This is a genomic window from Enterococcus sp. GPZ-007, assembly GCF_059374735.1.
The window spans coordinates 26,770-48,620 of sequence record NZ_JCAFYN010000019.1 but is presented as its reverse complement, the minus strand read 5'-3'; the positions used below and the strand labels follow the sequence as shown (position 1 = coordinate 48,620).

The window sequence follows — 21,851 nt, the reverse complement described above, 5'->3', positions numbered from 1 at the left end:
GTATTAGAAGTGAGCCAATTGAATACATTAGAAAGTGACGTTCTAGATGTGATCCCTAGTGGCAGCGAACATAAGATTGCGATTCGAGAAATTAGCAATCTAGTGAACGTGGATGATCGTGTTGTGTACGAGGTCATCAATAGTCTACGTAAAAAGGGCGTTCCTGTTTGTGCTAAGCGTAGCGGGGAAAATGGCGGCTATTTCATTGCTGAGACAGAAGAAGAGCGTAGAGAAGGCCTAGCAGCCTACAAGGCGCAAGTAAAAGATATGACGAAGCTTATCGATCAAATTGAATCAGCAGATTTAGATGGTTGGCGTGGATCATTACGCTAACTAAACAATCGAGAAAGTAGAGGTGTAGTCATTTGACCACGAGCAATTCCGTTTTGATAGCTATTGATAAATTCATTAAAGAACAAGGGTATCCACCAACAGTCCGAGAAATAGGAGCCGGATCAAATTTGAAATCTTCATCGTCGATTCAAAAAGAAATGTGTCGATTAACTGAAAGTGGGTTTATTAACTACATTCCGTATAAACCTAGAACAATCACGATCACGGAAAAAGGAAAAAAACTATTAGAAAAATTGAATACGAAAGGTTAACGAAAATGAATGATCGACATCGAAGGGTAGAAAGATTGAAAAGAAAGTATGGAAGTGTAACGGAATGCTCATATGATTCTAGTGAATTATCAGTGAGCTTCAGCCGAGCAGCTAAAGCGATTGCTAACATTGGAAAAGCAGCGAGCAAAATGTTTAGAGGTATCAGGGAAAGGAAGTAAGGTTTTTGGATAGAATTTATATTGATAATAGCCAGCGAGCAGAAGTAGTAGAATTGCCGGAATATGGCGAAGTAAAATTTATCATAAAAGATGGGAAAGTAGTTCAATATTGCATTACTGAATCTCATGTTTTTACAGAAGAACAGTCCAAAAAGTAACAGGAAGTGACTTTAAAACAACGTGAGAACGTATCAATTTAGGGGTGGAAATGATATAATAATGATAGTCGAATAACAGTATCTTACTAGGAAGAACCAGAGGATACAGGAGAAAGCCAGATTACTGGTGGATCTCTTGTGTCCTCTTTTTTATTTCATCCAGCGGCGAGAAATGGCTATATCACAGGTTTTTGAACAGTAAGGAAGTTCATTTTTAAGCTTAGAAGATGAATGAATAATTTGTTCGTCTAAAGATACGATCTACACAAATGAACGAATATCAACGGAAGAAAGGGGGGATGAACATGAATGTCAAATACTTGCAGAAACAAATAAAAGACATCAAAAAGGCAATTGTTCAAAGAGGGGGAAACCTAAAGATAATTGTCGGTTATGACAATGAGGACGGAACAATCACTCATGAAGGCAAAGTTTTTTCTAGAACTCAGCTTGACAAACATCTTGATCGGATTCCGGGTGAAAAATTTACGATTATCCTTTAACCAAATAATGAGTAAACTTGGTCAATTTCTTGGTCAAAACAGAATTACCGAAAAAGAAATCCGATCATATCAAGGAAAACTCTCATTAATTCTTCTTTGGGTACAAAAGGGGGTGGGAATTATGGCCATAGAATTAAATATCAGACAGGATAGATTTTTAAAGGCATTACTAGAAGCGCCTCACATTGAGAAAGCTTGTGAGATGGCCGGCATTAATAAAACGACTGGGTACAAATATCTTAAAGACCAAAAATTTCTGGAAGAGTACCGGAAGTTGAGAAGAGATGCTATGCAGCAAGTAACTGCTAGGCTTCAAAAGGCCTCAGAGGAAGCTGTAGAAGTTTTAAGAGAAGTAATGAGCGATAAGAGATCAACACCAAGTTCGAAGGTTCAGGCTGCTAAGAGTGTTCTAGAAATTGCTTATCGATCAATTGGAATTGACGAGATTCAAGAAGAACTCGAAACCATTAAAAATGAACTAAATCTAAAATAACTCGGTTATTCATAGGAGTTACTTCAAGTGGTGTGATTTTGTTTGGATGATAATATGAAACGCTTTAGGGCAAGTGTCGTTAAGCAATCTAAAACTATTTTTCAATACTACCCTAGGTTGTCGAGAATGACAGATGGATTTCAATCGTTGTCTGAACTTAGACGATTGTCACTAAGACCTGAATCATACAATTATGATTTATTAGATGGATATGCGGACACATACGAAAAGAGACTATTAGAAAAATATGCAATTGTCAAAGCTTGGCAGGCATTAGATAAAAGGGGGCAAGCAATCCTCTTTTATAACTATCTTGCCAGAGAACCAAAGAACATAGCAGAAACAGCATTTTTATTAAAGTGTAGTAGACACACTGTTGAGAATGCAAAGCAAAAAGCGATGCTCGCTTTTGCTGAAGAATACAAGAACGGAACTATTATAAAAATTTTGAAGGAGAGTAATACCATGACGACAAAACTTGACGAATTAAAAGCAGAAAAGAAAAAACTAGAAGCAGAAAAGGCTGAACTTGAAAAAAAAGTAAAAGCTAAAAGCAAAAAAAAGGTAAAAGCTAAAAGTAAAACAGAATCGGCAACCATTGATACAACGAATATAGTAGCTAAAAATCCGAAAAATAAAATACCAGCGTGGATGCAATCAGAAGGAAAATACTAGAAGGAGATTGATTAAAACATGAAAGATAAAGTTAAAGAATTAGAAGAACAGTTAGCAAAAGCACGTTCAGAGAAAGCGAAAAAGACAGGCTTCACCATTGTTGTTTTCGAGGATAATCTCGAAGACTTGAAAGAAATTAATGTCATGTTGCATGATCTTTCGGAAAAGGATAAGGCGCGAATCATGAAAGCTGCTGGTGACCTTGGCGATAACATGCAAGAAATAAAAGAAATCGCTGAAAATCTTGACACGACAGTAGGGCCATGGCTAAAACTAATGGCTCTTATGGAGAATCCATTAAAAGAAATTATCGGTTGCATGTTCCAACTGGATACGGCTATCGTGGCGACTCTTCCAAATATTGATTTATTAAGTTTTATTTTCAAGGATAATCCGTGGATTAATTCAAAAGCAAAAGGTCTTGCATCAGAATTAGATTTTATTGCAAAAAAGAATAGTACGGTTGTAGCAAATGATGACGGGGGAGAGGACACATGGCAGCATCAGGAGTAGGCCAGTTTTCAATCAATGTAAAGTCGAACCTTAAAGCCTTTTATGGAGATCTTACAAAAGCAAAGAGCACAATGAAGGATTTAACTGACAAGAAACACCAGTTACAAATTGATAGTGCACAGCTTGACAAGCTTCGAGATAAATCTCAAAGAATTGCTGCTGAGATGCGAGAACTCCGCCAGCAGAAAACAGAAATTAAACTTGGAATGAAAAATGTTGACGATGCAGACAAAGAGCTAAGAAACATTGATCAGAAGCTTGCTAGTTTGAATCGTCAAAAACTAGAAGTAGATGCTGAAATTCAACCGATTCGTACAGCCAATGTTGAATTATACAAAGTAGAACAAGAAATCGATAGAATAAATGGTCAAAAAGTTTCAATTGATTTTAGCGGGGCTGGGGATAAAGTTGTAGGTTTTGGTAATACTATTGATGGCCTTTCTAACAAGGTATTTGGGTTAATTAAAGCGATAGGTGGGTTAACGCTCGGTAAGTTAGCAATTGCCGGTAAGGTACTAAAGGACTCAGTAAATGCCGCTAGTGACCTAGAACAGAATACTGGTGGTGTAGAAAAGCTCTTCGGTGGTGAAGTAGCACCAGAAATCATGAGTAAAGCTGATGATGCATATAAAACGGCCGGATTGAGTAAAAACGATTATTTAGAACAGGCTACATCTTATTCGGCAACTTTAATTACTAGTTTAAATGGTGACAAAAAGAAAGCTGCCGAATACGTAGATAAAGCAATCACAGATATGTCTGATAATTCAAATACATTCGGGACAGATATTGGATCTGTTCAGCATGCGTATGAAGGAATAATGAAAAATAATTATACGATGCTCGATAACCTTAAATTAGGATTTAAGGCTACACAAGAAGGCGCAATCGAAGCGATTAATACTTATGGTAATCTAGATAATAAAATTACAGATATAAGCCAAGTGACAGCACCTATGATGATTGACGCAATCCATAACGCCCAGGAAGCTCAAAATATAGCAGGAACAACGGCTAAAGAAGCGGCAACTACTTATGAAGGATCACTAAAAATGATGAAAGGCGCTTGGGAAAATTTCTTATCTGATGGAAATACTGAAGGTCTTGAAGTTGCAATACCTATCTACTTAGACAATTTGGATAAAAAGCTTAAAGATTTAACGCCTAAAATCATAAAAGGTATAAAAAAAATGGTCAAGGTGCTACCGGAAAAAATAAAACCAATTGCGGCAGACCTAAAAAAACTCTTAACTGAAAGCTTGGATTCAATCTTTGGCCAAGGAACCGTAGATAATTTCGTAAAAGGCATGGCCCCATTCACAGATATTATTAAAAAGGTATTCGATAACCTTTCAAAATCGACTGAAGGTAAGAAGCCAGATTTCTCTTGGGTGGGGTCGGTGATCCCGAATCTGTTAAAACTTGCTGTTGGCTTAAAAGGAGCCGGCTTAGCTTTAAAAGCTACTGGTGGACTTTTTAAAGGTTTAGGTTTTCTTCAAAATTTAGGGATAAAGCTTCCATCGTTCAAGGGGTTAGATGGTTTTACAAAATCATCTAAAGAACTGAAGGCAATCGGGATCAATGATTTAAAGAGTTTAGGCATGAAAATGCTGACGATTGCCGGACTTTCAGCGAATATCTATCTCGCTGCAAAATCGTTACAAGAAGTTCAAAAAGTAGGTGATCTAAAAGGATTGCAGCCAAAACTGTTAGCAATTGGCGAAGCAATTGTAGGCATGGGCGCTCTTACAATGGCGGTTGGTTTTATTGCAGATAAAAAGCCAGACATGATTATTGCCGGACTTGCTACAATCGCTGGGATTTCAGCAAATATCTATTTAGCTGCAAAGGCATTACAGCAAGTAGGAGAGATTGACCCGGACTTTGGTTCGATTCAAGCTAAGATAGGGCAGATTGCGTTGTCTATTTCTGAGATTGGCGTTTTGGCAATTGCTGTAGGTGCTATCATGAGTTCGGGGATAGGGGCTGGCTTTCTGATTAGTGGGCTTGTGGCGCTTATCGGAATTGCAGGAACACTGTATTTAACCGCTAAAGCACTGGCATCAGTGGGGAGCATGGAACTAGACCCTGGAAGAATTAAAACGAGTATAGAAACTATTAAGACGGCAATAGCCGATATAGGTATGCTAGCATTTGATGGTAACCCATTTGAAAAAATTGCTGAGATGATCAATTCGTTTATTCAACTTGGAATAGTGGCCAATGTTGTTAGTATCGGCAATCAACTGACCAGACTTCAAGAGTTAGAACTTGATCCAGGAGTGGTGAAGGACCAAATAGAGACGATCAAAACAAGTTTAGTTGAATTTAGTACATTTGGATTTGATGGCTCAGTATTTGAGAAACTAGGCGAGTTGTTGAACTCGTTCATATCACTTGGAATAGTCGGTAATATTGTTAGTGTTGGAAATCAGCTAATCGATCTACAAAAATTAGAGTTAGAGAATGAGACAATCAAGAAAAACACAGAAGCGATCAAAAGTGTACTTTCTAACCTAAGCGAATTTGGTTTCGATGGCTCAGTATTCGATACAATCGCTGAACTGTTCAATTCATTTATTTCGCGTGGTATTGTATCAAATATCGTTGAGGTAGGAAATCAACTAACTGAGCTGCAAAAGTTAAAACTGAATGATGAGAAGGTAGAAAAAAATATAGGTACTATAAAAAAACTTATAAAAACAGCTACTTCCGGATCTCTTGTTGAATCATTGAACAACTTTGTGTCTGGCGGAATTAAGGCAGCAGAATTATCCCCTGTTTTGGCGGTCTTTACTGAGTTAAAAAGTATTGGCGATGTTTTAGTAGGAATACAAGGACTTCAAATAACTGAAAAATCATTAACTGAAAAAATCAATATCATTAAAAATGCAATTAGTAGTATTTCCAGTGTCGCTACAGATGATATAGTCAATAATTTATCTGGAATGTCACAGGCTTTGGATGAAATCGTTGCTAATTTGACTCAGAGCTTTCCTCCTGAGTTTAATAAATTAGGGGAACTACTTGCAAAAAGGTTAAACGAAGGATTTAAGAATAAACTTGATTTGCAAAAGGTTTTGTCAGAAAAATTACAAAATCTTTCTGCCGAAGGAGCGGGAACTGCTGGAACTAAGATCGCTGAAGCAATCAACAGCAGTTTAAAAAATAGTTTGAACATAGGTAACACGATCCGCGATGCGATTAATTCAGCATTACAAGAAAAATATTCAACTAAAATTGCTGTTGAACTAGAAACTACCGAGACAAAAAAAGAAAGTACTAGTTCGAAAAAGAAAAAGAGTAAAACAACAAAAGCTAGCGGTGGATTGATCACTGTTCCAACTGGATATAAAGCTGAGATTCAAGACTCACCAGAAAATCCATTATTGGACAATGGCGAATATGTGATTCCAGAAAAAATAGTATCTGCTTTGGGAGTTCCATTCTTTGAAAAATTGAGAAGTGGTCAGATTTCAAGGACATTCGCCGGATTGGCTCAGAGTGTTTCTCACACGACTTCAACTGTTGTCAACAATGTTTATAACACAAACAGTAATAACAATCAGAGTTACCACGTCCATACTACTGGAACTCAAGATGTAGTGATGGCAGCAAACAGAAGGTTCAGAATGGCATAAAAAAAACCGCCCACAAAGTGAACGGCCGCCCCACGTTAGATGAAGAATTCTTTTGACTAAGAAATTGACCAAGAATTTACTTAGAATGTATCAGATAACAGCAAAACGAAAGCTGTTTTCTGAAATATAATTATTGTCATTTAAGTGACTTGAAACCTTGATAAAACAACAGATATTCATGACTGAAGAAGAATAGCATAAAAAAGTAAGAGGAAGCCCGATGTTCTAGGCTTTCTCTTATTTTTTATTCAAAATCAGTTCCATAATTAATGATACGACCATTACTATAAAAAAGTTTAGAAAAATGAAATGAATAAAAGTGGATGGATTCAACTGTGCCTTTGCTACATAGGTGCAAAGAGAAGCGATGAAACATAAAAATCCTAGCGTTATTACATTATTAAAAAGCTACTCCTTTTCGTAATACTTTAGAGCCACTTTTTACGATCGAGAATAGGAAAAATGTCAGAAGTTGAGTTTTGTACTTGTTGCTACTCTTTCTTTCATATTTCTGTCTTGAAGGTATTAGAAAATCATTTAAATAATCGTTTACCTAAAATATCGACAGGGCTATATGTTGATCCCTTTTTTAAAGAAGATTTTTCATCGATATTCAGGATTAATTTTCTGCTATTTAGCGAAATATGCTCTATAAACAAATGATTTGTCACATTTCAAAGGGAAGCGTACCATTGTTTATGTAAACGTTATCACTTTGGAGGTAGGAGTTCACATGGAAAAAATTTATCAAGCAAGTACCGCAGAAGGCGCAATCGATTTTATTAATACTGTTGATTTGGAAGAGGCAGCAAAAGAAGTGATTCCTAAAGGCGGATATGGGTACATCAGCAGCGGTGCTGGAGACATATTTACTTATAAAGAAAATGAAAAGGCTTTTAATCATAAGCTGATCATACCGCATGTTCTGCGGGATGTGGAAATACCGAGTACGAAAACAAAATTTGCAGGGGAAGATCTAACCGCTCCGATTATTATGGCTCCCGTCGCGGCTCATGGCTTAGCCAATGTGGCTGCTGAAAGAGCTTCGGCTAAAGGAGTTGCTCGTTTTGGAACTATTTACACAGCTAGTTCATATGCTTCTTGTACTTTAGAGGAAATTCGTGAAGCTGGTGGAGAACAGTCACCTCAATGGTTTCAGTTTTACATGAGTAAGGATGATGGAATCAATCGTGATATTTTGGATATGGCAAAACGTAACGGGTCGAAAGCGATCGTATTAACAGCGGATGCCACGGTTGGCGGGAATCGTGAAACAGATCGACGAAACGGTTTTACTTTTCCTTTGGCGATGCCCATCGTTCAAGCTTATCAATCGGGTATTGGTCAGACAATGGATGCTGTCTATGGTTCATCCAAGCAAAAATTAAGTCCAAAAGATGTAGAGTTTATTGTTAATTTTTCTGATCTTCCTGTCTATGTGAAAGGCGTTCAATCAGAAGAAGACGTCGAACGCTCTTTAGGATCTGGTGCTGCTGGTATCTGGGTGTCTAATCATGGTGGGCGTCAGTTAGATGGTGGACCTGCTTCGTTTGACTCGTTACAATATGTTGCAGAAGCAGTCGCTGGAAGAGTACCAATTGTCTTTGACAGCGGGGTTCGTCGTGGTCAGCATGTCTTTAAAGCAATTGCTTCCGGAGCAGATCTCGTTGCTATTGGCCGTCCAGTGATTTATGGGTTGGCACTTGGTGGCTCCACAGGAGTTACACAGGTCTTTGACTTCTTTAAGAAAGAGCTAGAGATGGTCATGCAGCTGGCAGGTACGCAATCAGTAGAAGACATCAAGAAGATTCGCCTACGAGATAATCGCTATTTATAAAATTGGATAAGTGTTCTTTTCTAATCCTGCTGTACATGCTATCTTTTGATTAAGCGAACAAGAGTAGAGAAAGTAATAATAGCATCAGTGGAATTGCGCAGAAAACTTTTGAATAAGTAAATAAATATTCATTCAAAGTCCAAATGCGGCAATTTCAAGGGATGAGTGTACACTTTTAAAAAAAATCAACGAAATACAAGGCATGGTGCTAGACTATGCCTTTTTTTCTATACACTTTCTCTCCCTTCCTAGCAAGAAGGGGAAGGGAAAATGGAAAATTCAGCTCTAAAACTTATAAATATTCGATGTAATTTCGGTGAAAAAATCTTGTATACTGCTCACTTGACCGCTTATCAGGGAGAACGGATTGGATTTATCAGATCAATTGGACAATGAAGAACAACACTTTTAGAAGTTATCAACGTAGATCTTCAGCCAGATACAGGTACGATTCAAGAAGAGAGTAATTTCTTTACGCAAATGGATAAAGTGAATAAATTGATCAAAATTGAGAATATGAACTGGGAACAGATGGTGAGACTTTCTGTACAAAAAATCAGGTAAAGACATTGAGCGGCTGTGAGAAAACAAAACGTTAGATACTGCAAATAAGAAAGAATGCTACCTTTTCTCCTATCAGTAGCAGATTTCTGCAAGATAATTCCTTTTTCCATGTTTAAGATACAATATGTTATTTAAAAGTTGTGCTACTACACGACAAGATTAAATCAATTCTGTCTTATTGTCTGTTTTTCATAAGCATCTTTCTACACCTTTTTGTTTTTTATATGCTATAAAGAATTCATAGTAAGAGTTTTCAGTAGAATAAAAAGGGGAAGATAGTATTGAAAAAGAAGTTGATAGGCTTAGTTTTAGTAGGAGCTGGATTAATTTTTGCTGCGTGTGGAAGTGGACAATCAAGCGAAGATAATAGTTGGAAAAAAGTAGAAGAGAAAAAAGAATTAACAGTTGCGACTTCTGGAACACTTTTTCCTTCTTCGTATTATAGCGAGGAAAATAAGCTAGTCGGTTATGATGTTGATGTTGCTAAAGCAGTTGCAAAAGAGTTGAATCTAAAAATTAAATTTAAAGAATACAACGTCGACGGGCAAGTGACAACTGTCGATCGTGGAGAAGCAGACTTTGCGGCTAATGATTTTGGAATATCAAAAGAGCGCAGCAAAAAGTTTTCGCTATCTTCACCCATTAAGTATTCCTTTGATAGTATGATTGTAAGGAAAAGTGATGATTCTGGCATCCATTCACTAAAAGATTTGAAAGGAAAGAAAGCTGCTGGTGAACCGAATACCAGCTATATGAAGATCGCAGAAAAATACGGGGCTGAAGCGGTGAACTATGACAACGCAACGAACGATCAATATCTGACTGATGTAGCTAACGGGCGCACAGATGTGATTTTGAATGATTACTATTTACAAAAAATGTCTATTGCGGCTTTACCAGACATTCCAGTCAAAATTCTGGAAGATGTCTATTTTAATGCAAACTCGACAGGCTTTTTATTAAACAAGAAAAATCAGGCTTTAAAAGCGAAGGTTAATGCAGCTTTAGCAGAACTGAAAAAAGATGGGACATTAAAAAAATTATCTGAACAATATTTTGGTACAGATGTTTCAGTGAAACCAAAACAGGAAGTAACTGAGAAAGTCTCGACAGACTAATGTATATTCCAACAATTGATTTAAACTTAATGTTGGATTCGATTCCCTTTCTGCTAAGCGGATTAGGCTATACATTAGGGATCAGTCTTGCGGCCTTTTTCTTAGGCAATGTCCTTGGAATCAGCATGACCGTCTTAGGATTTATTCCTTGGCGACCAATTAAATTGTTTGTTCGCTTCTATCTATCTTTTTTGCGTGGAACGCCTGCACTGGTGCTGCTTTTCTTATTATATTTTGGATTACCCTATCAATTAAATGCTGTAGTAGCAGCGATTATTTGCTTCAGTCTGACTAGTAGTGCCTATATTGGTGAGATTTACCGCGGTTCGATTGCTGGAGTCAATCCGGGTCAGTGGGACGCCGCATATGCTTTGGGCAATCGTTTCTTTCCAACAATGCGCTTTATAATTTTACCTCAAGCAGTGAGAATATCTGTGCCAGCTCTGAGCAATGTCGCAATGGATCTACTAAAGGGAACATCTCTGGCGGCAATGATTACGGTACCAGATATTTTTCAAAAAGCTAAAATCATTGGTGGAAGAACATTTGACTACTTATCTATGTATCTTCTAGTGGCATTGATTTACTGGCTACTGTATATCGGGATTGGTCTAATTCAGCATCGTTTGGAAAAATATTTTCAACACAAATACTTATAAAATCCAAGAACTCATGAGTAATGAGTTCTTGGATTTTTATGCTTTCAGAGCATCTAAAACCATTTGAGCAATCGCTTCATAGGAATACTTGTTTTGATCATAGAAACCTTCCTTAATATTCAGCGCGTGACGATGGAGCACATTGAAAACAGTTGCCATATGTAAATTAACCGGCAAGTCTTTCAAATATCCCGTCTCAATCGCTTCGTTCAACAGGTCGATAACAATTGTATTGTTGTCATAAAGGTTCTCATCGGAAATGTTCAGCATCTTGATTTGTTCGATCAATGTTAGCCCATCTGGATGCTCAATGGAATAATTAAAGACTGAACGAATATAGTTATCGATCCTAGTCTTGATTGGGATGTCTGAATCGTTTAACGTTTTTAATTCACCAGTAGCCTTGATTTGATCGAGTTCGCGTTGGTAGGCACTTAGAAGTAAGTCATTCTTATTTTTGAAATAGAGATAGACGTTGGATTGAGCGATGCCTACGATCTTTGCCACCTTAACGGTAGAGACGGCGGCTGCTCCTTCAGTAAGAATGATTTCAACGGTAGCGTTTAGTATTTTTTCGACTTTTGTATTATCTTTCTTTTTCATAAGGATAGTATAAAACTTCTTTTCTAGTATTTCAAGATTGACAAAGATAGCTCTATCTTTTATAATCACCTTTAAAGATAGAGCTATCTTTAAAATTCGAAAGAAGGTTTCATGTATGAAAATTGCTATGTTAGGTTCTTTAGGAAATATCAATCGCTATGTAATCCCTGAATTAATCAATCAAGGACATGATGTTACGGTTGTTACTTCTAGTGATAAACGTGTCTCTCTAATCGAGGAATTAGGCGCGATCCCCGCAGTCGGAACAATGGCAGATGTAGATTTTTTAACCGAGACATTTACTGGAAAAGAAGTCGTCTACTTGATGATCTCAGGAACAGGTGCTGGATTGGATTTAAATCAAGAAATGCAAAATCAAGGAAAAATTTTTAGGCAAGCACTCACTAAGGCTGGTGTGAAGAAAGTGGTTCAACTAAGCAGTATTGGAGCTGAAGCAGGGCCAGAGGCTGGCTCTTTGCATGCCTATAAATATCTGGAGACCGAACTCAAAAAAATGTCTGATGTCGATATCGCGTTTGTTCGACCAGTCGGCTTTTATAATAATTTATACAGCAATCTTGATAGTATCAAGAAGGAACATGTGATCTATTCAAATGTACCAGCAGATGTGCAACAAAAATATGTCGCTCCAAATGATATCGCTGCTGTCGTTCTTCCTTTGATACTGGATACACCAAAAGGCGTGACGGTTCGATTCGCGGTTAGTGATACATTTTCAATGAAAGAATTTATCCACGAACTAGCCGAGGTAGCTAATCTTCCAGATTTACACTTTGTTGAAATTACAGATGAACAGTTAAAACAAGGAATGCTAGCTAATCATGTACCAGAAGCTATTGTTGAAGCCTTTGTGAAAACCAGTCAATATCAAAAGCACTCAGAGAGTATCTATGCAGCTCTGAACGAAGGAAACACGAAAATCGGTACAGTTAAACTCGCTGATTTTGTTCAACAATTCGCCCAAGCTATCGTGAATACACAAGATGATCATCGTTCATCAATGATCATTGATTAAATCAAAGAAGGATCAAGAAAGCAGAGTCCCAAAAGGGCTTTGCTTTTTTGCTGTAGAAAAGACTACATTGATAATTGTTTCAAGAAACAGGATAATAAAAGCAAGAAATGGTAAAAAAGAAGGTTAGAAAATGAAAAAGAAAATTTTTTTGATTGAAGATGATGAAAACCTGCGGAGGGGAATCTCTTTCTATTTAGAGCAAGAAGGATATGAGGTATTCATTAATAATCGTGTGCAAGGTGCAGTGGAGCTGATTCAAGAAGAGCTCCCTGACTTAGTCATTTTGGATGTAACATTGCCCGATGGAAATGGCTTTGAACTTTGTCAGAAAATTCGGACGTTTTCAGCTGTTCCGCTTTTTTTCCTAACAGCGCATGATTTGGAATCAGATATTCTGACGGGTCTTTCGATCGGCGGTGATGATTATTTAACAAAACCATTCTCTTTGGCAATCTTAAGAGCAAAAGTAGCTTTGTTGTTTAAAAAACAAGAAAATAGAAGCCAAAAAATTGAATCACCGCCTTTTGTATTAAACTTAGATAACCATCGATTATTTAAATATGATCGAGAAGTTCTATTGAGTTCGACAGAGTTCCGCTTAATTAATTACTTGATGAAAAATGCTGGAATTGTTTTGGAAAAAGAATTGCTGCTGGAAAACTTATGGGATGATCAAGGAAAATTTGTCGATGAAAATGCATTATCGGTAAATATTCGTCGAATTCGTCTGAAAATCGAAGAGGATCCTAAGCATCCGCAATATATCGAAACTGTTCGAGGGGTAGGCTACATTTGGAAACGAGGGGAATGATTCATGTTGTTGTACAGCCTGACAGTTCTATTATTCTTATCAATTCTACTGCTGTTCTTCTTCTATACTAGAAAACAGCATGAAAGAGAATTGTCCAATATCGAGGAAGTTCTCGATGTCGTTATTAAAGGTGATTTTCCACAAAATGCGATCTCTTATCAAGAAGGGCAGAAAAGTAAGCTGATTTTCAAAACACTGAGAATCGCAGAAGCTAACCAGCTTTATCGAGAAACAGCAGCACGGGAAAAAGTTCGAGTCCAAGAATTGATGGTAGATGCCGCTCACCAGATGCGCACCCCAATCACCAGTATGGTAATGTTTACGGAATTACTAAAAAATGATCAACTTTCCGCAAGTGAATCGCAGGAATTTTTAACACGTTTGTCTTTTGATTCTCAGCGTTTGAATTGGCTAGTGGAGGAATTTTTGCATATGTCTAAGTTTGAAACGGAATCAATACAGCTGACGAAGGTGAATCAAAATATCAAGGAAACAATCCAACAAGCGATTGGTCAAAATATTCAAAATACAGATGAACAAGTTCGTTTTCTAGTAAGCGGGGCGGAAAGTGAGCTTCCCCATGATGTGAAGTGGACGCGTGAAGCAATCGGCAATGTATTGGAAAATGCTGTGAAATATGCCTATGAAGATTCAAAAATTGAGATATCTGTTGATCGTTTGATTTCTTATACGCGAATTTCCATCAAAAACCAAGGAAAAACGATCGCTAGAGAAGACCTGCCTAATCTTTTTATAAAGTACTATCGTGGAGCACAGTATAAAAATACGATTGAAGGCTTTGGGATCGGATTGTATCTGACCAAATTGATTTGTGAGTCGCAAGGAGGTTATGTTTTGGCTGAATCGCAAGCAGACCAGACGACGATTTCTTTATTCTTACAGAACTGACAGATTTGTATGCAGCAGCTGACATTTTACTGTAAGAGTCCCTTGCTATATTAAAAGTATCAAGAAGGGAGGTTGTTGGTATGAACGTAGTAAAAACGATTCATCTAACAAAAACTTATGGTGAAGGAGAAAATCAAGTTCATGCGGTTGATGATGCAAATTTAACGATTGGAGATAAAGAATTTGTAACGATTGTCGGAACATCTGGGTCAGGTAAAAGTACATTATTGAATCTATTGGGTGGACTGGATCGGCCAACAGCAGGTGAAATTGAAATTTCAGGAAAGCAATTAGAGCATTTGAGCGAAGAAGAATTGACAATTTTTAGACGGAGAAACGTCGGTTTTGTTTTTCAACAATACAATCTGGTGCCGATTTTGAGTGCTTACGAGAATATCGTTTTACCGATCCAATTAGACGGCAACAAAGTGGATGAGCAGTTTGTCGACGAAGTGATCGGGACCTTAGGGTTAAAAGGCAGGGAAAATAGTTTGCCATCAATGCTCTCAGGAGGGCAACAGCAGCGAGTTGCAATTGCTCGCGCGTTAGCGGCTAAACCAGCAATCATCTTGGCTGATGAACCCACTGGAAATTTGGACAGTAAAAGTAGTCAGGATGTTCTGGGCCTGTTAAAACAATCGGCCAAAAAGTTTAATCAAACGGTCATCATGATCACACACAATGATCAAATTGCTCAATTGGCGGATCGGGTGATTCGAATTGAAGATGGCAAGCTATCAGAGGTTCGGGTAACAGGCGGTGATTGGTCATGAAGGAACAACGAGAAGCAATCCACAATTTATGGATGAATAGCTTTAAGAGCAATCGTAGACGTAATCTTTTTGTGATTTTGGCGCTCGCATTGACGACCCTACTGATCTCATCTGTTATTGGTTTAGGAATGAGCTTTATCGAGGCCAATAATAAACAAACCATTCAAAGAGTTGGGACGATTGCGGATGCAAATTTAAATAATCTTTCAAACAAACAAGTGGATATTTTAAAAAGGGATTCATCGGTTGAAGTGGTCGGTGAGCAGCAGACGATTGGAACAGTGGATAGCCAAAGACTAAAAAATAAAAAGGTTCAAATGGCGTTGCATTGGTACAACGAGGATGAATGGACAGGATTGAGAAAAGAGGCGATTAATGATTTTACTGGGAAGTTACCGAAGAAAGAAAATGAGTTGATGGCACCGATCGCAGCCTTAAAAGAACTAGGAATTTCTCAACCCAAAGTGGGGCAGAAAATCTCTTTGCCGTGTTTGATCGATGGGGAAATTTATCAGAAGAATTTTACTCTATCCGGCTATTATAAAGAATACGTAATAGCCCGGGTTGTTGATTTTAGTTATATCTTGGTTTCTGATCAATTTGCCGAAAAATACAGTACACCTGCGAATAACAAAACTTACTCAATCAAATATAAAGACAGCAGTAATCTGACACAACAAAATAAGACTATAGCAAAGAAATTAAAGTTGAATGAAACACAGGAAATTAAACCTACATTAAAAGAAAATAATGAAAGTTCAACTTCGATTTTTTTTGGAGTAGGCATGTTTTTGGCAATCATTCTTATTTCAGGCGGCCTTTTGATTTACAATGTCCTCTATATTTCGATTGCTAATGATATTCGTTTTTACGGCTTGTTAAAAGCTTTAGGAACAACTAAACGCCAGCTGCGAAAAATCATTTTTTATCAATCCTTGCTACTATCTGCATTTGGGATTCCATTAGGGTTGATTATTGGCTTCAGCGTTTCCCATCTTTTTATTCCATTTGTTATGAAGGCTACTAATTATTCAGAAGCTGTGGTGGTTTCGACACGTCCCTTAATTTACATTGGTGCTGGCATATTTTCATTAGTGGTAATGCTTTTCAGTTCTATAAAACCAGCAAACTACGCTGCAAAGGTTTCACCAGTTTTAGCCATTAATTTTACCGAATCAAAAGTGAAAAAGAACAATGTTCGCTCACGTAATGGAGGCAAGTTATATTTAATGGCTTGGCGTAATATTTTCCGGGATAAAAAACGGGCGATGATCGTCATTGTCTCCATGACATTAGGGATCACATCGTTTGTTGCGGTGAATTCAATCGTTAAAAGTATAGATTTTGAAAATTTTGTCATAAGTGAAATGGATTATGATGTTATGATCAGTCCTAGTTACAACCAATCTGACGGCGCTGTTTCGGATACCCAAAAATTAGAAAAAGAACAGGTCAGCCAGCAGCTAACACAATTAATAAACCAAACGGATGATATCACTGAGGCACATATTTATTACTCGAGCCCAGTTTTGGTTACTTATAATGAAGAAAATTTTTCCGATTATATTCGTTCCTATAATCAGTACTTCAAATATGCCAAGATTGATCAAAAAACGATTCAGCCAGATAAATTCAGCGGAGAAATTATTAGTATTGATTCTGCTGAACTAGAAAAATTATTTGAAAAAAATAATAAGGGTTCTTTCGACAAAAAGGCTTTTGAAGCGGGTGACATTGGTTTTATCCAGTCTGATCAACCAGAAGATTTTGCTAACATTCCTGATCTGCAATTTTCCTCAAATAATCAATCACACAAAATAAAAATCGGTGGATTCATCCCTAATGACTATTTGGAGTTTCAAACACAGGGAGCACCAGCGATGTTCGTTTCAAAAAATTACTTAGATAAAATTGCACCAGATGCAGGAATCTGGAATGTGAATTTCAATCTTAAAAAAGCTAAAGCAAAAGCAGTTTCTGAACAGTTCCAAAGATTTATTGATGAACAATCAGCTTATAAAATCATTACAAAAACTGAAATGATCAATCGAGCCATTGAAGAAATCAGCACGATGCGAATGATGGGGAATACCTTAGCGTTGATCTTAGCGTTGATTGGACTATTGAATTTCGTCAATATCATCACAACGAGTATTCTGGCTAGAAAACAAGAGTTAGCAACACTAGAAAGTATCGGTATGACACGCAGGCAGACAAATACTGTATTAATGATCGAGGGCGGCTATTATGCACTGATCGTTGGCGGTTTAGTAATGACTTTTGGCATGGGAATTACGTATGCTTTGTTTACTATTGTTAAAAGCTCTGCGACCTACGCCAGCTTCAATGTACCAATAGCTGAAATTGGCCTCTCGTTGCTGATAATGCTCATTATCTGCTTACTAACACCTTATCTAGTAATGAGGTCTTCTGGAAGAAGAACACTGGCAGAACGTATTAAGTAACACCACAATGAATAGCCAGGTCAACTGGGCTATTCATTTCTGGCTTTTTTGGTGCTGATTAAATAGGTCTGCTGCTGGTATTCTTACTATTAATTTGTCATAATATAAAAAAGTCGAAGAGGTGTTGATATTGAAAGATGGGTCATACTGGGCTGAAAAATTACGTAGTAAAGAGATTAGCTTTCGAGAATTATTAGATAGCTTTGAAGATAAAGCTCGTAAACAAAATCCCAAACTGAATGCTTTTGTTACTATGATAGGTCACGATGCAATCGAAGAGTATCAGAAACTTATCGACATTGGTGAACGACCATTTGCAGGTTTGCCTATTCCGCTGAAAATGTTGGGACAAGAAAAAAAAGGCTGGTTAAGTACATCTGGATCAAAATTGCTAAAGGAGCACCGTGCAAGTCAAAATAGTAATTTCACCAATCAATTGATTGCTAATGGATTAATCCCTTTCGCTCAAACAAATAGCCCAGAGTTTGGCTTTAAAAATATCACAGATGCGGAGCTATACGGGCCAGCTAAAAATCCTTGGAATCTTGATTATTATTCTGGGGGTTCAAGTGGTGGTGCAGCAAGTGCTGTGGCAGCGGGCATCGTTCCAATTGCTGGAGCTAGTGATGGCGGGGGATCAATTCGTATTCCTGCATCCTTCTGTGGATTGATCGGATTGAAGCCGACTCGCGGAACCATGCCGGTGGGGCCGAGCGGATGGCGTGGTTGGCAGGGAGCTGCAATTGATTTTGCGTTGACTGTTTCAATGCGCGATACAGAAAAACTATTTTATGGCATGCGTCACATCGATAGTGCTGCGCCCTATCAAGCGCCTGAGAAGGCGTGGCAACATAATCAGGCAGCTAAACAAAAGAAATTAAAAGTGGCAGTTATTATTGATTCGCCGATAGATTCCAGCATCTCTCCTGATGCCGCTAGTGCCGTGGAAATGGCGCATGATTTTTTACTGAGAGAGGGACACCAAGCTGAAATAATTTCTTATCCTCTCAACGGAAAGGAATTAATATCGAGTTACTATTTGATGAATGGAGCTGAAACAGCTGCGATGTTCGCAGGAATTCAGCAAGCACTTAAACGTCCCGTAGAAAAAAACGACATGGAGCTAATGACTTGGGGAATTTACCAATATGGGAAAAAAATTCCAGCCAGTCAATTTATCAGTGCATTGAATCTGTGGGATCATGCTGCTTCTGTTATGGAGAAGCTATTCACAGAATACGATCTGGTGCTTTCCCCTACAACTGCCACCACAGCACCTAAAATAGCAGATGACTTGCAAAGCCCAGAGATTCGCGATGCCTTAGAAGTATCAGCCAGCTTGTCAGAAACTGAACTGACTCATGTTATCGAGCAAATGTTTGATAAAAGTCTGAAAATCACACCCTATACTCAACTAGCTAATCTGACTGGGCAGCCATCAATCAGTTTGCCAACTTATGTAACGGAAAAAGGCTTGCCACTAGGAATTCAGTTCATGGCTGCTCGTGGACGAGAAGATCTGCTCCTACAGGTTGGAAAACTATTTGAAGAAAACTATGGGTTTTATTTACCTGAGTATTATCGTCAAAAATAGTAGTCCTCTAACATTAGAACCGTCAAAATAGGCTTTTAATTTTGACGGTTCTTTTGGTACACTTATTAAAGTGAAACCGTTTCAACAGGAGGGAATACAAGGATGATTCTAATAAAGGCACAGAAAGTAATCACTGGTGATGGAAAAACTGTCATCGACAATGGCGGAATTGTTTATGCTAAAGATACAATTTTAGCTGTGGGAAAGGCCGAGGAGTTAACAGCTGAGTTTCCGCAGGCTGAAGTTCGAGATTACGGTAATGGCACGATTTTACCTGGGTTAATGGATGCTCATATCCACCTGGGGTATTATTGGACACAACCAGACTTGCATCGTTACAACGATTTTATGATTGCTTATTATGCTCAGAAACAAGCAGAAACATGTCTAGCAAAAGGGGTAACAACGATACGAGATTGTTGCGGCCCGCAATTTCTATTGGAAACATTGCGATTGGCATCTGAAAAAGGGTTTGTCAAAGCTCCACGTATTTTGCATACTGATCGCGGTATCTGCATTACTGGCGGGCACGGACATGAGGATGGTATTGAAGAGGTTGATGGCGTAGAAAATATTCGGCATACGATTCGTCGCCAAAAAAAAGATGGCGCGGATTGGATCAAGCTATTAACAACCAATCGAGATGACATTTGTGAATTTACACAGGAAGAGTTGGAAGCTGGGGTGGAAGAAGCGCATCGTCTCGGAATGAAGTGTGTGGTACATTCAGGCACTCAACCAGGCATTCAGATGTGTATCGATGCCGGCTTTGATACGATTGAACATGGAAACTTTTTGACTGTTGAACAAGCCAAACAGATGGTAAAAAATCAGCAGTCATGGACACCAACGATGTTTGCTTATCATTTTTTAGCAGAATTCAATCAAAAAGTTCAAGAGGTCGGGATTGACCATTCTAATCAATCAACCGAAACCTACTCCCATCACCTAGACTTCTTTGAAAGCTCTGTTCAAGCGTATTCGGAAAATTTCAAAGCGATTTATGATGAGGGAGTGACGATTCTTGCAGGAACCGATATGGTTATGCAAGAGGCACCGAGTGTACCGATCGTTGAAGAACTAGAGTTGATGGTTCGTTACGGATTAACACCGATCGAAGCGATTCAAACCGCAACACAAAATCCTGCTAAAGTATTTGATTTGTCGGAAGTAACTGGAGAATTAAAGGCTGGGCTGCAAGCTGATATACTTGTAGTAGATGGTGATGCCACTGAGGATATTGAAGCATTGCGTAATGTTCGGAAAGTATTGTTAGCTGGGACAGAAGTATAAAAAAACAGATACCTCGCCAAAATGATGATCAAATCTGGCGAGGTATGTTCATTTTATACTAATAGCACCTGTGTGCCGGTTCTTGCTCAGCGTTAGTAGCATAGAATAAAAAGTTTCCTGAAGCATAAGCAGTATTACTCACACTAATTTCTTGCTGAAAAAAACTGTAAGTGCCTTTTTAGCTCAATAGATTGGTATTGTAACAATGAACCAACATTTGAATCTCATTTGTGGGTAATTTTAAGATTGCAAAATCCATAAATTTTTCTCTTTTCTTTAAGTTAATCGGCTTTTAATCGATGAAAGTTGTACATATGAAGGGTTTTAGCATATAATAAATGAGTGTTTTTGTTACCAGTATATTTAATAAAAAATGTTTAGGAAGGTTGATCAATATGGCGCAAAATCGCTATAAGGCTATTGTTGCCGGTCAGACTTACACTATCATTGGGCAAGAATCCAAGCAACACATGGATATGGTCACTGCCTTGGTCAATGAACAGTTAAATGAGATTATGTCGTTATCACCTGAGATCACGGAAGAAAAAGCCGCGATGCTATTGGCGATCAATGCGATCTCAGATCAATTAAAAAAACAAGAAGCGTTGATAAAGTTGGAAAGACAACAAAATACGCTTGATGGGCAAGCTGCTCACAATCTAGAATTAGAGAATCGAATTAAAAAAATCGAAGCAATTGAAGCCGAAGCCAAGGAAATCATGCGGAAAAACGGGAAAGAAAATGTTCCGATCCGGAATCACGTAGAAGCGCAGCAGATCGTCAATGAGAACCGAAAACGTGAGATTCAAAAAAGAGCGGCAAATAAATAAGTGAGGGATACTATGTTAACATTGGTAATTTTATTTGCATTACTGCTATCTTTTTACGTTGGTTATCGACGAGGCACCGCCTATCAGATAGTATTTTCGATTGGGTACCTATTATCTTTTATTGCAGCACGAATGTTTTATCAGCAATTAGGTTCTCAATTAGACTTATTTGTGCCTTATCCATCCGTTACAAGTGAATCAAAAATGGTCTATTATTCGGTTGAACAAGCTTTTAATTTGGACAAAGCCTTTTATGCAGGTGTCGCATTTGTTTTGATTCTGATTATTGGCTGGCTGGCAACGCATCTGATTGCGATCTTTTTTAAAGATTTATTGTTTAAAGTACTTATTCCACAATATGACGGCATTTTAGCAGGGATCTTACAATTAGTTGTTTGTTATATCAGTATTTTTTTGATTTTGAAGCTGGTCAGTTTTGTACCGATGGCATTAGTACAGAATCAAATAGAGGGTAGCTGGTATGCTCGTTTTATGATTGAGCATTCGTTGTTCTTGAGTTCACAGTTTAACAATTTATGGGTTACAAATATTATTGGATAAAGTAAAAAACCGGGACGCTGTTTGACAGGTT

General features: G+C 37.9%; 21 protein-coding genes. 20 read left to right on the top strand and 1 reads right to left on the bottom strand.

Going from position 1 to position 21,851, the window contains the following annotated elements:
• Window positions 1–9: 9 nt before the first annotated feature.
• The 11 genes from AC4J95_RS11330 to AC4J95_RS11280 all read left to right on the top strand — a co-directional run bounded on the left by AC4J95_RS11330 (window position 10) and on the right by AC4J95_RS11280 (window position 10,945).
• Entirely contained in the window at window positions 10–333 is a 324-nt protein-coding gene (locus tag AC4J95_RS11330; protein WP_494549975.1) for a hypothetical protein, read from the top strand.
• A 32-nt stretch (window positions 334–365) separates the two neighbouring features.
• Entirely contained in the window at window positions 366–605 is a 240-nt protein-coding gene (locus AC4J95_RS11325; protein WP_494549974.1) for a LexA family protein, read from the top strand.
• A 184-nt stretch (window positions 606–789) separates the two neighbouring features.
• Window positions 790–942, top strand: a complete 153-nt coding sequence (locus AC4J95_RS11320; RefSeq protein ID WP_494549973.1) for a hypothetical protein — start codon at window positions 790–792, stop codon at window positions 940–942.
• A gap of 305 nt (window positions 943–1,247) precedes the next feature.
• Window positions 1,248–1,445, top strand: coding sequence for a hypothetical protein (locus AC4J95_RS11315; RefSeq protein WP_494549972.1), 198 nt, complete (start codon window positions 1,248–1,250; stop codon window positions 1,443–1,445).
• A 121-nt stretch (window positions 1,446–1,566) separates the two neighbouring features.
• Complete coding sequence (locus AC4J95_RS11310; protein WP_494549971.1) at window positions 1,567–1,938, top strand: phage replication protein; 372 nt, start codon at window positions 1,567–1,569, stop codon at window positions 1,936–1,938.
• A 126-nt stretch (window positions 1,939–2,064) separates the two neighbouring features.
• Window positions 2,065–2,613 (top strand): hypothetical protein, encoded by a 549-nt coding sequence (locus tag AC4J95_RS11305; protein WP_494549970.1) that lies wholly within the window; start codon window positions 2,065–2,067, stop codon window positions 2,611–2,613.
• An 18-nt stretch (window positions 2,614–2,631) separates the two neighbouring features.
• Entirely contained in the window at window positions 2,632–3,126 is a 495-nt protein-coding gene (locus AC4J95_RS11300) for a hypothetical protein (protein ID WP_494549969.1), read from the top strand.
• Window positions 3,108–6,767 carry a hypothetical protein gene (locus tag AC4J95_RS11295; RefSeq protein WP_494549968.1) on the top strand — a complete coding sequence of 1,220 codons (3,660 nt, stop codon included), beginning with the start codon at window positions 3,108–3,110 and terminating at the stop codon, window positions 6,765–6,767. The genes AC4J95_RS11300 and AC4J95_RS11295 overlap by 19 nt, the downstream gene beginning before the upstream one ends.
• A 733-nt stretch (window positions 6,768–7,500) precedes the next feature.
• A complete protein-coding gene (locus AC4J95_RS11290; protein WP_494549967.1) occupies window positions 7,501–8,604 on the top strand; it encodes an alpha-hydroxy-acid oxidizing protein in 1,104 nt (367 codons plus the stop codon).
• An 845-nt stretch (window positions 8,605–9,449) separates the two neighbouring features.
• Window positions 9,450–10,286: a transporter substrate-binding domain-containing protein gene (locus AC4J95_RS11285; protein ID WP_494549966.1), complete on the top strand. Its 837-nt coding sequence runs from the start codon at window positions 9,450–9,452 to the stop codon at window positions 10,284–10,286.
• Complete coding sequence (locus tag AC4J95_RS11280) at window positions 10,286–10,945, top strand: amino acid ABC transporter permease (protein ID WP_494549965.1); 660 nt, start codon at window positions 10,286–10,288, stop codon at window positions 10,943–10,945. Before AC4J95_RS11285 ends, AC4J95_RS11280 begins: the two co-directional genes overlap by 1 nt.
• A gap of 36 nt (window positions 10,946–10,981) precedes the next feature.
• Here the strand turns inward: AC4J95_RS11280 and AC4J95_RS11275 are convergent, their stop codons facing one another.
• Complete coding sequence (locus AC4J95_RS11275) at window positions 10,982–11,548, bottom strand: TetR/AcrR family transcriptional regulator (protein WP_316405576.1); 567 nt, start codon at window positions 11,546–11,548, stop codon at window positions 10,982–10,984.
• Between the two features lie 115 nt (window positions 11,549–11,663).
• Here AC4J95_RS11275 and AC4J95_RS11270 point away from each other — a divergent pair, with 115 nt between their 5' ends.
• The 9 genes from AC4J95_RS11270 (at window position 11,664) to AC4J95_RS11230 (ending at window position 21,820) form a co-directional block, all read left to right on the top strand.
• Complete coding sequence (locus AC4J95_RS11270; protein ID WP_494549964.1) at window positions 11,664–12,584, top strand: SDR family oxidoreductase; 921 nt, start codon at window positions 11,664–11,666, stop codon at window positions 12,582–12,584.
• 130 nt (window positions 12,585–12,714) lie between these two features.
• Window positions 12,715–13,395, top strand: a complete 681-nt coding sequence (locus tag AC4J95_RS11265) for a response regulator transcription factor (protein ID WP_494549963.1) — start codon at window positions 12,715–12,717, stop codon at window positions 13,393–13,395.
• A gap of 3 nt (window positions 13,396–13,398) precedes the next feature.
• On the top strand, window positions 13,399–14,304 hold the full coding sequence (locus tag AC4J95_RS11260) for a sensor histidine kinase (RefSeq protein ID WP_494549962.1): 906 nt from the start codon (window positions 13,399–13,401) through the stop codon (window positions 14,302–14,304).
• Window positions 14,305–14,384: 80 nt separating this feature from the next.
• Window positions 14,385–15,077 carry an ABC transporter ATP-binding protein gene (locus AC4J95_RS11255; protein WP_316405572.1) on the top strand — a complete coding sequence of 231 codons (693 nt, stop codon included), beginning with the start codon at window positions 14,385–14,387 and terminating at the stop codon, window positions 15,075–15,077.
• Window positions 15,074–17,542 (top strand): ABC transporter permease, encoded by a 2,469-nt coding sequence (locus tag AC4J95_RS11250; RefSeq protein WP_494549961.1) that lies wholly within the window; start codon window positions 15,074–15,076, stop codon window positions 17,540–17,542. Before AC4J95_RS11255 ends, AC4J95_RS11250 begins: the two co-directional genes overlap by 4 nt.
• 130 nt (window positions 17,543–17,672) lie before the next feature.
• On the top strand, window positions 17,673–19,136 hold the full coding sequence (locus AC4J95_RS11245; protein WP_494549960.1) for an amidase: 1,464 nt from the start codon (window positions 17,673–17,675) through the stop codon (window positions 19,134–19,136).
• Between the two features lie 102 nt (window positions 19,137–19,238).
• Window positions 19,239–20,429: an amidohydrolase family protein gene (locus AC4J95_RS11240; RefSeq protein WP_494549959.1), complete on the top strand. Its 1,191-nt coding sequence runs from the start codon at window positions 19,239–19,241 to the stop codon at window positions 20,427–20,429.
• 395 nt (window positions 20,430–20,824) lie between these two features.
• Entirely contained in the window at window positions 20,825–21,259 is a 435-nt protein-coding gene (zapA, locus tag AC4J95_RS11235) for a cell division protein ZapA (protein ID WP_316405568.1), read from the top strand.
• A gap of 12 nt (window positions 21,260–21,271) precedes the next feature.
• On the top strand, window positions 21,272–21,820 hold the full coding sequence (locus tag AC4J95_RS11230; protein ID WP_316405567.1) for a CvpA family protein: 549 nt from the start codon (window positions 21,272–21,274) through the stop codon (window positions 21,818–21,820).
• Window positions 21,821–21,851 lie beyond the last annotated feature (31 nt).